General features: G+C 72.4%; 14 protein-coding genes and 1 pseudogene. 11 read left to right on the top strand and 4 right to left on the bottom strand.

Annotation, left to right across the window (positions count from 1 at the left end; genetic code table 11):
• The first annotated feature begins 24 nt into the window (after positions 1 to 24).
• The gene (locus tag ACNF49_RS28505; protein ID WP_357978124.1) at positions 25 to 1,014 is read left to right on the top strand and encodes a helix-turn-helix transcriptional regulator; all 990 of its coding nucleotides are present in this window, start codon (positions 25 to 27) and stop codon (positions 1,012 to 1,014) included.
• A gap of 212 nt (positions 1,015 to 1,226) precedes the next feature.
• Here ACNF49_RS28505 and ACNF49_RS28500 read toward each other — a convergent pair whose 3' ends face one another.
• Positions 1,227 to 1,382 (bottom strand): hypothetical protein, encoded by a 156-nt coding sequence (locus tag ACNF49_RS28500; RefSeq protein ID WP_482939361.1) that lies wholly within the window; start codon positions 1,380 to 1,382, stop codon positions 1,227 to 1,229.
• A 220-nt stretch (positions 1,383 to 1,602) separates the two neighbouring features.
• Here ACNF49_RS28500 and ACNF49_RS28495 point away from each other — a divergent pair, with 220 nt between their 5' ends.
• The 7 genes and pseudogenes from ACNF49_RS28495 to ACNF49_RS28465 all read left to right on the top strand — a co-directional run bounded on the left by ACNF49_RS28495 (position 1,603) and on the right by ACNF49_RS28465 (position 7,533).
• The gene (locus ACNF49_RS28495; protein ID WP_482939360.1) at positions 1,603 to 2,433 is read left to right on the top strand and encodes a patatin-like phospholipase family protein; all 831 of its coding nucleotides are present in this window, start codon (positions 1,603 to 1,605) and stop codon (positions 2,431 to 2,433) included.
• Positions 2,434 to 2,486: 53 nt separating this feature from the next.
• Entirely contained in the window at positions 2,487 to 3,011 is a 525-nt protein-coding gene (locus ACNF49_RS28490; RefSeq protein ID WP_482939359.1) for an RNA polymerase sigma factor, read from the top strand.
• Positions 3,008 to 4,204, top strand: coding sequence for a TolB-like translocation protein (locus ACNF49_RS28485; protein WP_482939358.1), 1,197 nt, complete (start codon positions 3,008 to 3,010; stop codon positions 4,202 to 4,204). The genes ACNF49_RS28490 and ACNF49_RS28485 overlap by 4 nt, the downstream gene beginning before the upstream one ends.
• A gap of 97 nt (positions 4,205 to 4,301) precedes the next feature.
• On the top strand, positions 4,302 to 4,811 hold the full coding sequence (locus ACNF49_RS28480) for a SigE family RNA polymerase sigma factor (protein ID WP_357978109.1): 510 nt from the start codon (positions 4,302 to 4,304) through the stop codon (positions 4,809 to 4,811).
• The gene (locus tag ACNF49_RS28475; RefSeq protein ID WP_357978107.1) at positions 4,808 to 5,980 is read left to right on the top strand and encodes a hypothetical protein; all 1,173 of its coding nucleotides are present in this window, start codon (positions 4,808 to 4,810) and stop codon (positions 5,978 to 5,980) included. Before ACNF49_RS28480 ends, ACNF49_RS28475 begins: the two co-directional genes overlap by 4 nt.
• A gap of 93 nt (positions 5,981 to 6,073) precedes the next feature.
• A pseudogene (locus ACNF49_RS28470) lies at positions 6,074 to 6,499 on the top strand (TetR/AcrR family transcriptional regulator); the annotation flags it as partial.
• 212 nt (positions 6,500 to 6,711) lie between these two features.
• Complete coding sequence (locus ACNF49_RS28465) at positions 6,712 to 7,533, top strand: class I SAM-dependent methyltransferase (RefSeq protein WP_482939357.1); 822 nt, start codon at positions 6,712 to 6,714, stop codon at positions 7,531 to 7,533.
• On the opposite strand, the gene ACNF49_RS28460 is transcribed toward ACNF49_RS28465, so the two are convergent.
• From ACNF49_RS28460 to ACNF49_RS28450, 3 genes are all read right to left on the bottom strand, one after another.
• On the bottom strand, positions 7,521 to 8,747 hold the full coding sequence (locus ACNF49_RS28460; RefSeq protein WP_482939356.1) for an acyltransferase family protein: 1,227 nt from the start codon (positions 8,745 to 8,747) through the stop codon (positions 7,521 to 7,523). The genes ACNF49_RS28465 and ACNF49_RS28460 overlap by 13 nt on opposite strands.
• A 91-nt stretch (positions 8,748 to 8,838) precedes the next feature.
• Entirely contained in the window at positions 8,839 to 9,603 is a 765-nt protein-coding gene (locus tag ACNF49_RS28455; RefSeq protein WP_358010621.1) for an IclR family transcriptional regulator, read from the bottom strand.
• Entirely contained in the window at positions 9,600 to 9,749 is a 150-nt protein-coding gene (locus tag ACNF49_RS28450) for a hypothetical protein (protein WP_498703137.1), read from the bottom strand. Before ACNF49_RS28450 ends, ACNF49_RS28455 begins: the two co-directional genes overlap by 4 nt.
• Before the next feature lie 121 nt (positions 9,750 to 9,870).
• On the opposite strand from ACNF49_RS28450, the gene ACNF49_RS28445 reads away from it, so the two are divergent.
• The 3 genes from ACNF49_RS28445 (at position 9,871) to ACNF49_RS28435 (ending at position 12,820) form a co-directional block, all read left to right on the top strand.
• Positions 9,871 to 10,821 (top strand): ABC transporter substrate-binding protein, encoded by a 951-nt coding sequence (locus ACNF49_RS28445; protein ID WP_482945600.1) that lies wholly within the window; start codon positions 9,871 to 9,873, stop codon positions 10,819 to 10,821.
• Between the two features lie 56 nt (positions 10,822 to 10,877).
• Complete coding sequence (locus tag ACNF49_RS28440; RefSeq protein ID WP_357978084.1) at positions 10,878 to 11,801, top strand: beta-keto acid cleavage family enzyme; 924 nt, start codon at positions 10,878 to 10,880, stop codon at positions 11,799 to 11,801.
• A gap of 86 nt (positions 11,802 to 11,887) precedes the next feature.
• Positions 11,888 to 12,820 carry a carbohydrate ABC transporter permease gene (locus ACNF49_RS28435; RefSeq protein WP_357978081.1) on the top strand — a complete coding sequence of 311 codons (933 nt, stop codon included), beginning with the start codon at positions 11,888 to 11,890 and terminating at the stop codon, positions 12,818 to 12,820.

Below are 12,820 nucleotides of genomic sequence, written 5' to 3'. Positions count from 1 at the left end.
AGGTATCTGACACACTGTTCGATCATGAACGCGGACGACAACGCCCTCGCCGCCGTCGGCGTGGACGCAGAGGACGAGCAGATCTACCGGGCGCTGCTGCGCCGGCCGCGCACCACGCTGCCCGAGCTGGCCGCGCACACCGGCCGTACCACCGTGGCCCTGCGCCGGGCGTGCTCCCGGCTGGAGGCGCTCGGCCTGGTCAGCCGCATGGCCGGCCGCCCGGTCCGGTACGTGCCGACCAGGCCCGACGTGGCGGTGGCCGCCCTCATCTCGCGCCGCGAGGAGGGGCTGGCCCAGGCCAGGCTGGCCGCGCTCGCGCTGCTGGCCGAGACACCGCGGACGGAGAACCTGGCCCCCGAGGAACTGGTCGAGGTCGTCCAGGGGCAGGCGGCGGTGGTGCAGCGGTTCACCCAGTTGCAGCAGACGGCGACCGAGGAGCTTTTGGTGCTCGACCGCCCCCCGTACGCCCAGGACCCCTCCCAGCAGAACGCCCCCGAGATGGAACGCCTCGCGCACGGCCTCGTCGTGCGCGGCATCTACGACGCCTCCGCCCTGGAGATCCCCGGCAAGCTCCGCCTCGCCCAGGAGTCGGCGGCGGCCGGGGAGCAGGCCAGGGTGAGCCCCGAGGTGCCCATGAAGCTGGCCATCGCCGACCGGCGGACCGCCATCCTGCCGCTGAACGCCGACGCCTCGGCCCACTCCGGCAGCGCGGTCATCGTGCACTCCTCGTCGCTGCTCGACGCGCTGGTCGCCCTGTTCGAGGTCCTGTGGCGGGCCGCGCTGCCGCTCCCGCTCTACGACGCGCGCTCCCGCCCGGCGGACATGCCCGACCCCGAGCTGTTCACGCTGCTCGCGGCCGGGCTCAAGGACGAGGCGGTCGCCCGGCAGCTCGGGGTGAGCCTGCGCACGGTGCACCGCAGGGTCAGCGAGCTGATGGACCGGCTCGGCGCCCGCACCCGCTTCCAGGCCGGCCTGCTCGCGGCGCGCCGCGGCTGGTGCGACCTGGACGCCTGACCGCCGTCCCGCCCGTACGGCTTCGTCCCGCGCGGCCTGCGTCGGCTGCAGATCGAGACGCCGGCGGGCGACGTCGCGCTGTCGCGCCCGGCCGAGCGCACGGCCTCGCAGAGCTGGGCGGGGCCGCTGGCCCCGCCCGCCAGGCCCGCGGCCCCCGCGGCGTCGCGAGCCTGGCCTCGCTCAAGGCCCAGCCCGGAAGGCCGGCCCAGCACTCACCCCCCTGAACTGGGGTAGAGGTTCTCGCTCATGGGGGCGATGCCGCCGTGGCCGGGGTAGAAGTCCTCCGCGGCTGCCGGGCCGGCGGCCAGGGCGAGTCCGGTCGCGGTCAGCAGGCCGATCGCGGCCAGTCTGAGCGTCGTCTTGGTCATGCCGTCACCTCTCGTCGGTCCGATACGTGCTCCCCGGGCGGGATCCAGTGCACAACCCGGGGCCGCCGCCCGTCACCCTGTTCCGGCCTGAGCGGGAACAGGCAGCTCACGCCGTCGGCGGGGTCCCAGTCTCGGTGACCGGCCGATTGTCCGGCAGCCCCCCGCACCGGTCCGGACAATCGGCACGACCGCGCCGGACGCCGCCTTGTAGCATCGGGCCATGATCTTCACAGCGAGCGCGGCCGACGTCGCCGTCGTCCTGGGGCCGGGCGGTCCCGTGGGTACCGCCTGGCTGCTCGGCCTGGCGGCGGGCCTGCGCGCGGCGGGCGTGGAGCTGTCGGACGCCGATCTGCTCGTCGGCACCTCGGCGGGCGCGATCGCCGCCGCCGCCCTGGCCGCCGGACGAGACCTGGACGAACTCGCCGACCTGCCGCCCGCGTCCGCCGACCGGCGGATCGGGGACCCGACCGTGATGCCGCGCGTCCTGCGGATACTCAACGCGCCCGGCGCCGACCCGCGGGAGGCGCTGCGCCAGGCCGGCGCGCTCGCCCTGGAGGCGGACGCGCTGCCGGAGGAGCAGCATCTGACCGCCATGCGCCGGCTCGTCGGCACCGGCCCCTGGCCCGGCCGCCCGCTGCTGGTCACCGCCGTGGACGCGGTCAGCGGCGAGCCGGTGGTCTGGAGCGGCGACAGCGGCGTCCCGCTGCACGTCGCCGTCGCCGCCAGCAGCGCCGCCCCCGGCCACGCCGTCCCGATCACCGTCGGCGTCCGCCGGTACATGGACGGTGCTCTCGGCGGCGGGTCCAACCTGCACCTCGCCGCGGGCGCGGGCACGATCGTCCTCGTCGAGCCGCTCGGGCACCTGTTCCCGGGCCCGGAGGTCGAGCGGGGCGTGCGGATCCTGCCGGACCAGGCGGCGCTGGAGGCGTTCGGGCCGGACCTCGGCGACCGGAGCCGGTGGGGGCGGGTGTACCTGGAGGGGCGCCGCCAGTCCGCCGGGCTCGCCGACCTGGTCGGGCCGTACCTGCCGGGCCGCTCCGCCCCGGCCTGAACCGGGGCGTGCCCGGCACGCAGCGGATCGGGGCGGGTGCGCGTTCCTTATGCATGAATGTTGAGATCGTCGCCCGCGCGTCCCCGCCGCCGGCCGACGCCGCCGGCGCGGTGGTGGCCGGCCTGTACCGCGAGCACCGGCTCGCCCTCGTCCGCCTGGCCCTGCTGCTCGTGGGCGATCGAGAGAGCGCGGAGGACGTCGTCCAGGACGTCTTCTCCAGGTTGCACGGCAAGAGCCCCGAGACCCTCACCCTGTCGTACGTGCGGGTCTGCGTGCTGAACGCCTCGCGCTCGCTGCTGCGCAGGCGGAGTGTCGCCGCCAGGGCGATCCTGCGGCGGCGCGACGACCCGGTGGACTCGGCCGAGACGATCGCGCTCCTGGGCGAGTCGCGGCAGGAGATGCTGGCGGCGCTCAGCCGGTTGCCCGGGCGGCAGCGCGAGGTTCTCGTCCTGCGTTACTACCTCGACCTGTCCGACGCCGACATCGCCGAGGCGACGCGCCTGCGGCAGAGCACGGTACGGTCCACCGCCTCCAGAGCTCTGGAGCGGCTTGAGCGCGAGCTGGGAGGCCGAGCATGACCACGATCGAGGACCGGCTCAGGGACGCGATGGCGGCCAGGGCCGAGACGGTTCAGGACGACGGGCGGCCGAGGGTCGCGCCGTCGCCGCGCCGGGGGCCGGCGGCGGCCCGATGGTGGTGGGCGCCGGTGGCGGTGGCGACCGCGACCGCCGCCGTGGTGGGCGTCACCGTCCTGGGGACCCGGACGATCGGCTCCGCGCCGCCGTCCGCCGCGGCCCCGAAGGCGGCGGCCGCCGGCCGCCTGTCGCCGCCGGTCGCTCAGGTGTGGCCGGGCGCGGTGCACGAGATCCCGGCGACGGGCCCCGGCGGCCGGGTCTTCAAGCCCGACGTGTTCGTCGCCGACCGGGTGGTGGCCGGCCGCGGGCTCTCCGGGAACCGGCTCGACGGCATCTGGGCGTACGACCTCGACAAGCGCGTGTTCACCCAGGTCGCGCAGTTGCAGGACGTCCAGGTCATGAACGAGCCGCTGGTCTTCGGCGACGGCTACCTGGCGTGGTCGGCGGTCCGGGACGACCGGTCGGAGATCTGGGCGGTGCCCGTCACCGGGGGCGTCCCGCAGCGGCTCGCGGCGCTGCGGGCCGTGCTCTCCAGCGACAACGCCTACAGCGGGCTCAAGAAGCTGGCCATCGCCGACGGCATGGCCGTGTGGTCGCCTCCCGACGGCGGCGTCTACCGGGCCCCGCTCAAGGGCGGGAACGTGTCCCTGATCAGCGGGACGAGGGGCTTCTACCTGGTCGAGTGGCCCTGGGCCGGCTGGCCGGCGCAGGACCGGACGGTCGACCATCCCGTCGCCCGGCCTCTGGAGCACCTGAAGAACGTGCTCACCGGCCGGTCCAGTAACGCCGTCGCGGCCAAGAAGCGCTCGTCGTGGACCGACTGCGGCCAGGTGTGGTGCCTCAACGGGACGACGGCCTGGCGACGCGACGGGACGGACCGCCGCGACCTGCCCGGGACCGCCGTGGGCACGCTCATCTCCGGCCGCTTCGTCCTGCTCAACCAGAAGGACGCCAGCGGCGGCCAGGTTCTGGCCCTGCACGACGTCGCCACGAAGCGCACCGGCCGGCTGTTCCCCGTGCCGACGCGCAGGGGCGACAAGGCCCCGCCCACGCTGAACACCCAGGAGGGCGTGGTCTGGTTCCGGACGGCACAGGGCACCCAGGTGGTGATCGACCTGAAGGCGGCCGGCCGCTGAGCGAGGGCCGCCGCTCAAGAAACGTCCGGCCGGACAGGCATAGCGGGAGTGCCCCGCGCGCGTCTCAGGGATGTCATTCACACGTTTGGAGGTGGTCGTGGACCCTGCGGACGAGCAAGGCTTCCGCGAGTTCGTCTCTGCGCGCTCGCCTGCCCTGATGCGGCTCGGGTTCATGCTCAGCGGCGGCGACCAGCACGCGGCCGAGGATCTCGTGCAGGCCGCGCTGGCCAAGCTGGCGGCCCGGTGGCGGCAGGTGGACGCCCCCGAGGCGTACGTCCGGCAGATCATGTACCGGCAGCAGGTGAACTGGTGGCGGACGATCGGGCGGCGCGGCGAGGTGGTCCAGGCGGAGCCGCCCGACCGGCCGGGCGCCGACGGCACGCACCAGAGCGACCTGCGCATGGTGCTGCGCGCCGCCCTGGCCCGGCTCACCCCGAGGCAGCGTGCCGTGCTGGTGCTGCGCTACTTCGAGGACCTGCCGGAGGACCGGATCGCCGCCATGCTGGCCTGCTCGGTCGGCACGGTGCGGAGCACCACGTTCCGGTCGCTCGCCCGGCTGCGGCAGATCGCCCCGGAACTGGCTGCGGAACTGGAGGTCACCACATGAACCGGCTGCTTCGCGACACCATGGAGGAGTGGGCCGACGAGGTGCGGGTGCCGCACGACCTGGCCGACCGGGCGCTACGGCGGCGTGCCCGGCCGCCGGTCATGGCGATGGTGCTGGCCGCCGGGGTGGCCGTCGTCGTGGCGGTGCTGGCCGTCGGGCTGCACGGCCGGAGCACGACCGTGCGCCCGGCGAACGGGGTCACCGTGCCCGTTCGTCCCTCGGTGACGTCCACGGACGTGCGCGCGGACGTCGGGAACGCGCCGCCGAAGAAGTTCGTGGCGGCGGGGGACGTGGCCGTCTCCGCCTACTTCACCACCTGGCTGGAGAAGGCGTCCGACGGCGGCGAGCGCGTGCGGCGCACCTGGTACCTGTACGACCCCCGCTCCGACGGCTACGAGAAGACCGCGTGGGCCTGGCTGGACGTGGCGCCGGGGCTCCAGCTCGCGGCGGTGCTGCAGGGCGAGCGGATCGGCAGGCGGGTGGGGATCGTCGACATGAACACCCGGCAGGCCCTGGCCTGGATCGACCTGGAGCACGACGTCGGCTCGCTGGTCTGGTCGCCGGACGGCACCAAGGTGCTGGCCACGGCGTACTCGCAGTATCCGGAGCAGAGCCGGAAGCAGGTGGGCAAGGACTCCTACACCGTCGAGGAGTTCGTCCGGCCCCGGATCGGCTACTACGTCATCGACGTCGCCACCGGCCAGGCGGCCTACCACGCGCTGCCGCCGCTGGACCGCGACGGCAACCCCGGGAACATGAACGCGCGCCAGGACCTCGGCTGGAGCCTGGACGGGTCCATGCTCTGGGAGCCCACCGACACCATGCCCGACAGGTTGTGGCTCGGCCTCGACGGCGCCCGCCGGGACGGCCCGGCCGGCGACCGGTACATCGACTACTCGGGCTGGTCGAAGGTCTCGCCCGACGGCCGGCTGGTGCTGGACCGCGACCTGCCGCCGTCGGTGCCGGGCAGGCAGCTGGTGCTGCAGCACCTGGCCTGGGCCGACAACGACAACGTGGTGGTGCTGGGCTGCGCGGGCGCGTGCGAGAGTGAGTTCGACAACGGCCTGGCGCTGGCCAGTGCCGACGGTGAGCGGATGATCCAGCTCACCGGCAGCCGCGACCGCGGCGGCGACGAGACCTGGCAGTGGGTGCTCACCCGCCGGAACTAGGTCCGGCGCACACCCCGAGCCCCGTGCCCCCTCCGGCACGGGGCTCTTCCCTGCCACTTGCCGGCCGCTGAACAAGTGTTTAGTCTACTGAACATGTGTTCAGACATGACCGCTCAGGCCAAGATCCGCAACGCGGCCATCGCGCACTTCGCCCGTGACGGCTTCGACAGGACCAACCTGCGCGCCGTCGCGGCCACCGCCGGAGTGAGCCCCGCCCTGGTCATCCACCACTTCGGCAGCAAGGAGAAGCTCCGGAGCGCCTGCGACGAGCACGTCCTGGGCATCCTGGTCCGGCGGGCCGGCCGCGCCCGCCCGAGCGGCATGCAGGACCTCTTCCGCGAATACCTGTCCAACCCGGAGGAGTACCGCCTCCAGGTGCGGTACATGCTGCGCGCGATCGAGGAGGACACACCCGCAGCGGCCACGTTCGTCGACACGCTGGTGGCGGAGTCCGAGCAGGTCCTGCGGGCCGGGATCGCCGACGGCTCGATGCGGCCGTCCCGCGACGTGCGGGCGCTGGCGGTGCTGACCGTGCTCAACAGCGTGGCCACGCTGACCATGCCGCCGTCCCTGGCGCGCGCTGGGCCACGAGCGGTTCGGCCCCGACGTGCTGCGCCGCCTCGCGCTGCCCACGCTGGAGCTCTACACCCACGGGCTGTTCACCGACGACGCCGCCCTCAAGGCGTCCAGGGCCGCCCTGGACGACTCACCACGAGAAGAGGACTGACACCATGGCCATCCCCCTCCCCGACCTCACCCCGCTGGAGAACACGCTCTGGCTCACCCTGGCCGGCAAGGCGCTCGACTACCAGGCCGAGCACCCGATCCTGCGCGACCGTACGGCCTACGACCTGGTCAGGAAGCTCGGCCACGACACCGCGCAGTTCAAGCTCTCCGCCAGCCCCGTCGTGGGCATCGCCCACCGCTCCCTGGTCATGGACGACATCGTGCGCCGGTTCCTCGCCGCGAATCCCGACGCGGTCGGGCTCGACCTCGGCGCCGGGCTCGACACCCGCGTCCACCGCGTCGACCCGCCGCCGACCGTCGACTGGTACGACGTCGACCTGCCCGGCGTGGCCGAGGCCAGGCGCCTGCTGCTCCCGGAGCGCCCCCACGCCCACGTGATCGGCCGCGACCTCAACGACCCCCGCTGGCTGGACGAGGTGCCCGGCGACCGTCCGGCCGTGATCGTCGCCGACGGCCTGATCGGGTTCCTGTCGAAGGAGGAGCTGGCCACCCTCCTCGACCGCCTCGTCCGGCACTTCCCCACGGGCGAGATCTGCTTCAACGGCTACACGCGGTTCCACGTGTGGGCGGCCAGGAAGTACGCCGGCACCCGGTCCGTCGCCCCTTTCCTGAAGTCGCCCGGATTCGACACGCCGCAGGACATCGTGCGCCTGGAGCCCCGGCTGAAACTGGTGCGCGAGATCTTCCTGACCCGCGAGCCCGAGGTCGCCGGCTATCCGTGGACGACCCGGCTGGCGAGCCGCCTGACCTCCTGGAGCACCTCACTGTCCCGCAAGGGCACCGCCGTCCAGCACTACCGCTTCTGAGGGGCGGGCTCGGCCCGCCGGATCAGGCGTCTGCCCAGCCGCTGCGCCGGCGCCTCCACCCACCGCCACGTCAGCGCGCACAGACCGAGCAGCGCCGCGCACACCGCGACCAGGACCGCCAGGCGCGCCGCCGGCGGCACGTCCGACGGCTCCGGCAGGAAGAACTCGACGCTCTCCAGCAGCAACGGGTGCAGCAGGTAGATCGAGTACGACACCAGCCCCAGCCAGGTCAGCCACGACGGCATCGCGCGGCGGCGCAGCGCCATCGCGGCGGCGAAGGTGAGCCAGGCCGCCACGGTCGCCACCTGCGTCCCGAGCTCGGCACGCGCCGGCCACAACCCCGCCAACGGGATCAGCGCCACCCAGACGAGGTGCCGGTGACCGAGCAGGCCGGCCTCGACGCGGTAGAGCACGGTGCCGGCGAACATGGTCGCCAGGATGAACAGCCCCTGCCACGGCCCGGGGTAGCTCTGGTTGACCGCCAGCAGCAGCAGGATCGTGCCCGCGACGGCCACGGCCCCCGCCTGCTGGACGCGCCTGCCGCCGCGCAACATCGCGGCAAGCCCGGCGGCCAGGACGGCGGTCACCACGACCACGACCGTGAGCATCCGGGCCGCGCCGCCCGCCGACAGCAGCGTCACCGGCAGCAGCCCGCCGCCGAGCACGGCGGCCGCCGCGAACCCGAGCGCGGCGGCCGTGCTGCGCCGGTGCACGCCGAGGGTGAACATCGCGGTCAGCAGGAGGTAGAAGGCCATCTCGTAGGACAGCGTCCACAGCACGTTGGCCACGTTCGGCGCGTACAGCAGGTTCTGCAGCATGCCGGCGTGCGCCAGGGCCATGGCCAAGGGCCGGGTGTCCCACCAGATGTGCAGGTCGTCCCAGCCGAGCGCCGCGAGCAGCAGCATGCCGGCCACGCACACGGTGAACAGCGGCCACAACCGGAAGAACCGCGAGATCCAGAAGGCCCGCACGCTGCCCCGGCGTTCCAGCGACGCGGGCACGATGTAGCCGCTGACCAGGAAGAACACCAGCACGCCGTACCAGCCGGGATCGAAGACGGCCTTGATCGGCGGCCGTGCCTCCGGCCACAGCGGTTCGAGCGCGTGCTCGAAGACCACCACCATCGCGGCGAGCCCGCGCAGCGCGTCGAGCCAGGCGAGCCGCCCGGCATGCGGCGAGGTCGTGCCTTCGACTGCGAGGGGAGCACGAAGCATCCGGACATCGTAGTGAGAAATGCCTTTTACAGCCTTAAGATCGTCCAGACCGCGGCGGCCGTGTCGCGCGCCTGGCCGCGCCCGTCGGGGGTCACAACCCCGACATGGACGCGGCCAGGTACTGCCCGAGCTGCGGGATCCGCGCGTCGGACAGGCGGCTGGACGGGCCGGAGATGCCGGCCGCGCCGATCAGGGATCCGCGGATCCGCACCGGCACCGCGACGCACCGGACGCCGTCGAAGGTCTCGTCCCTGTCGACCGCGTAGCGGGCCTCGCGCGACTCCTCCACCCGGCGCCGCAACTCGATGGGTCCCCTGGCGGCGTTCTCCGTGCCGCCCGCGTAGGACAGGCGGGCCAGGTGGGTGTCGAGGGCCTCGGGATCGAGGGCCGACAGGTAGGCCTTCCCCAGCGCCGAGCAGTGCATCGGCCGGATCGTCCCTAACTGTTCGGAGACGGCCACCACGTGCCGGGTGGGGAAGAACGCGAGGTAGACCATCGTGTCCTTGGCCGGCACCGCCAGGATCGTCGCGTCGCCGCACTCGTCGCGGATAGAGGCCAGCACCGGGTCGATGATCTGGCTCCAGTCGGTCTCCGGCGCCTGGATGAGCCCGTAGAACTTGGCCGGGACGATCGTGTAGCGCTTGGTCGCCTCGTTGCGGGCCACGTACCCCGTGGCGACCAGCTCGGCGAGCAGCCGCAGGGCGGTGCTGCGGTTGACGTCGAGCTCGCGGGCGAGCTCGGCGGCGGTGAGCGGATCTGCGGAGAGGAGCTCCAGCGCCCGCAGCGCGCGCTGTATGGGAGAGGCGGTACGGCCGTCGGAGAGGTCGTTCGTACCGGGGCTCTGGTTCGTCGTCATGACAAGGATTGTCCGCCGTTCAGGCCGAAGAGGTGATCAACTGCTTCGCGGTTGGCCCTGAAGGATCTCTCGGCCTGGTCCTCCCAGCCGAAGACCTGCACGGTGAGGATGCCGTCGAACTCGACCGACTCCAGCGCCCCGCGCACCTCGGCCCAGTCGATCTCGCCGCGGCCGAGCCGACGTACTGGATGGCGGGCGGGACGGCGACGAGGTTGCCCTCGCCCAGCGCCTTGCCGTCGGCGGTGAACTTGTTGACCGTCAGCGCCGATTCGGGGAACTTCTCGGCCCACCCGAACGCCTGGTGATAGACCTCACGATGCAGCAGCCCGGCGGTCGCCATCTCTCGTCGCCGTCCCGCCCGCCATCCAGTACGTCGGCGTCTTCTACAACAAGGCCGTCCTGGGCAAGCTGGGCATCGACCCGGCCACCCTCGACGACAAGGCGGCCTTCCTCCAGGCGCTGGACAAGGCCAAGGCGGCCGGTGTCACCCCCGTCCTGCTCGGCGACTCGGAGAAGTGGCCGGCACTGCACAACCTGTCGCTGTTCAACGGCTGGTACGTCGCCCCGGACACGATCAACAACTGGGTCTACAACAAGCCCGGCAGCACCTACGACGACGACGGCCACCTGAAGGGCTCGACCGACTTCCGCACCTGGATGGAGAAGGGCTACTTCAACTCCGACGCGCTGGCGACCAGCTTCACCGACGCCACCAACCGCTTCGGCAAGGGACAGTCCGCCTTCTTCGTCACCGGCTCCTGGGCCCTCGGCGACGTCGGCAAGGCCCTGGGCGACGACGCCGGCTTCATGCTCTTCCCCGCCGGCGACAGCGGCAAGCACGCGGCCGTCGGCGGCTACAGCCTGCCCTTCAGCATCTCGGCCAAGACCAAGTACCCCGACTGCGCGGCGGCGTTCATCGACTACGTGACCGCCGGCGAGGAGGCCGTCGCGGCCCAGATCGCGGCCGGCCGTCCCTCGGCGACCAAGGCGGGCGTCAACGCCAAGATCGACGACCCGCTGCTCAAGCAGATGGTCGACGCCTACGAGCGGCTGTCCTCCGAGAACGGCCTGTTCACCTGGGAGGACTGGCCCACCCCGACGATGCTGACCTTCCAGGGCGCCGAGGCCCAGCGCCTGCTGTCGGGCGAGGTCACGCCCAAGCAGTACAACGAGTCGGTCCAGAAGAACTGGGCCGACTACATGAAGACCCGTTCCTGACCTGGCGGGCGGCGCACGAGGCGCCCGTCCCGTCCCCCCTGTGAGAAAGGCCATTCGTGGACAAGGTAGTCATCACCGTAACCGTCGACTGTTCCATGTCGTATCCCGGCTTCAAGGGCATGCCGAGGATCGACGACGTGCCCGCCGTCGCCGGTGAGTACGTACGGGCGATCGACTCCGGCGCGTCGCTCGTCCACCACCACGGCGTGCACTACCTGGAGGACTCGATCCAGGAGGACGGCCGCCAGCTCTCCCGCACCGACTACGACGGCTGGGCCGACCTGACCGACCGCATCCGCGCCGAGCGCGACTCGATCATCCAGTTCGGCATCGCCAGCGCCCGGCTGGAGGAGAAGGTCGCGCTCATGAAGCTGCGCCCGGACATGATGTCCTACGCCTTCAACGTGCACGACGAGTACTTCCGGCCCGACCCGGCCTACCCCGCCAACGAGCAGTACGCCATCCACACCCGCCCCGAGCTGGAGGCGTTCTGCAAGGCGGCCAAGGAGCACGGCGTCAAGCCCGAGGTCGAGTCCTTCTACACCGGCGCGTTCTGGAACCTGGAGTTCATCCGCGACCAGGGCCTGCTCGACGACCCGGTCTGGACGACCCTGTTCCTGGGCTGGCCCGGCGGCGCGTGGACGCCCCCCACCGAGGACTCGCTGCTTTACCTGGTCCGGCACCTGCCGCCGCGGGTCAACTGGAACGTCAGCGTGATGAACCCGAAGATGCAGTGGCGCCTGCTGGCCATGGCCATGAGCCTGGGCGGCCACGTACGGGTCGGCTGGGAGGACAACCCGTACCTGCCGGACGGATCGCCGTCGCGCTCCAACGCCGAGCTCGTCGACGAGATCGTCAAGATCGCGCACCTCATGGGCCGCGAGGTGGCGACCCCCGACGAGGCCCGCGAGATCATCGGCCTGCCCGCGCGGCAGGGCGGCGCCCAGCCGGCGGCCGCGGCCGCGGGCCAGAGCGCCTAGGAATCCGTCAGGACACGCCGGCGCCCCGGTGCGGCGCGGGAGACCGCGCCGCACCGGGCGCGCCACGTAGGGAAGTGGATCGCACCATGGCCGTCACGGTCACCACAGACGCCGGCCCGGCGACGCCCGCCGGCAGGCGACCTCGCCGGGGAGTCCGGCGGGGCGAGGTCCGCGGGATGCCGTACCTGCTCATCCTGCCCGGATTCATCTTCTACGCGCTGTTCGTCCTCGTGCCCATCGCCGACACGGTCCGCCTGTCGTTCCTCGAATGGGACGGGCTCTCCCCGCAGACGTGGGTCGGGTTCGACAACTACCTCCAGGTGCTGACCGATCCGAACACCTGGACCTCGTTGCGGGTCTCGCTCGTCTTCGTCGTCTTCGGCTGCGTGCTGCCGGTGACGCTCGCCCTGCTGCTCGTCGGTATCATCGCGCGGACCAGGATCCGGGGGCTGAGCTTCTTCCGGTTCGTGTTCTTCCTGCCGTACACGATCGCCCTGGCGGTGGTCGCGATCGCCTGGCGCTGGCTCTACTCGCTGGACGGCTCGCTCAACGCGATCATCGAGGCCGTCTTCGGCCCCGACCTGGTGCGGCCGTTCCTCGGCGACGCCGGCCTGGCGCTGCCCGCCCTGGGCGTCGTCGCGTTGTGGGCGACGTTCGGCTTCGTCGTGGTCATGCTGCTGTCCGGCACGCAGCACATCCCGAAGGAGCTGTACGAGGCCGCGCGCATCGACGGCGCGGGGCCGGTGCGCGAGTTCTTCACCGTGACCCTGCCCGGGATCCGCCACGAGCTGCGCGTGTCGCTGGTGATGACCCTCACCCTGTCGCTGCGCATCTTCGACCTGCCCCTGATGGCGACGCAGGGCGGCCCCGGCTACGCCACCACCACGCCGTCGCTGATGATGTACCGCGACGTCTTCGTCAACGGGCAGATCGGTCCGGGAGCGGCCATCGCCGTGCTCCTCACCCTGGTCATCTTCATCGGCGTCGGCCTGGTCAACCGGCTCGTCAGATCGGAATAA

This window comes from Actinomadura sp. ATCC 39365 (genome assembly GCF_054392275.1).
This window is presented reverse-complemented; position numbering and strand designations above follow the sequence as displayed.

Coding starts and splice junctions, on each gene's coding strand:
- ACNF49_RS28505 (WP_357978124.1), top strand. CDS start 25: ATGAACGCGGACGACAACGCCCTCGCCGCCGTCGGCGTGGACGCAGAG.
- ACNF49_RS28500 (WP_482939361.1), bottom strand. CDS start 1,382: ATGACCAAGACGACGCTCAGACTGGCCGCGATCGGCCTGCTGACCGCG.
- ACNF49_RS28495 (WP_482939360.1), top strand. CDS start 1,603: ATGATCTTCACAGCGAGCGCGGCCGACGTCGCCGTCGTCCTGGGGCCG.
- ACNF49_RS28490 (WP_482939359.1), top strand. CDS start 2,487: ATGAATGTTGAGATCGTCGCCCGCGCGTCCCCGCCGCCGGCCGACGCC.
- ACNF49_RS28485 (WP_482939358.1), top strand. CDS start 3,008: ATGACCACGATCGAGGACCGGCTCAGGGACGCGATGGCGGCCAGGGCC.
- ACNF49_RS28475 (WP_357978107.1), top strand. CDS start 4,808: ATGAACCGGCTGCTTCGCGACACCATGGAGGAGTGGGCCGACGAGGTG.
- ACNF49_RS28465 (WP_482939357.1), top strand. CDS start 6,712: ATGGCCATCCCCCTCCCCGACCTCACCCCGCTGGAGAACACGCTCTGG.
- ACNF49_RS28460 (WP_482939356.1), bottom strand. CDS start 8,747: ATGCTTCGTGCTCCCCTCGCAGTCGAAGGCACGACCTCGCCGCATGCC.
- ACNF49_RS28455 (WP_358010621.1), bottom strand. CDS start 9,603: ATGACGACGAACCAGAGCCCCGGTACGAACGACCTCTCCGACGGCCGT.
- ACNF49_RS28435 (WP_357978081.1), top strand. CDS start 11,888: ATGGCCGTCACGGTCACCACAGACGCCGGCCCGGCGACGCCCGCCGGC.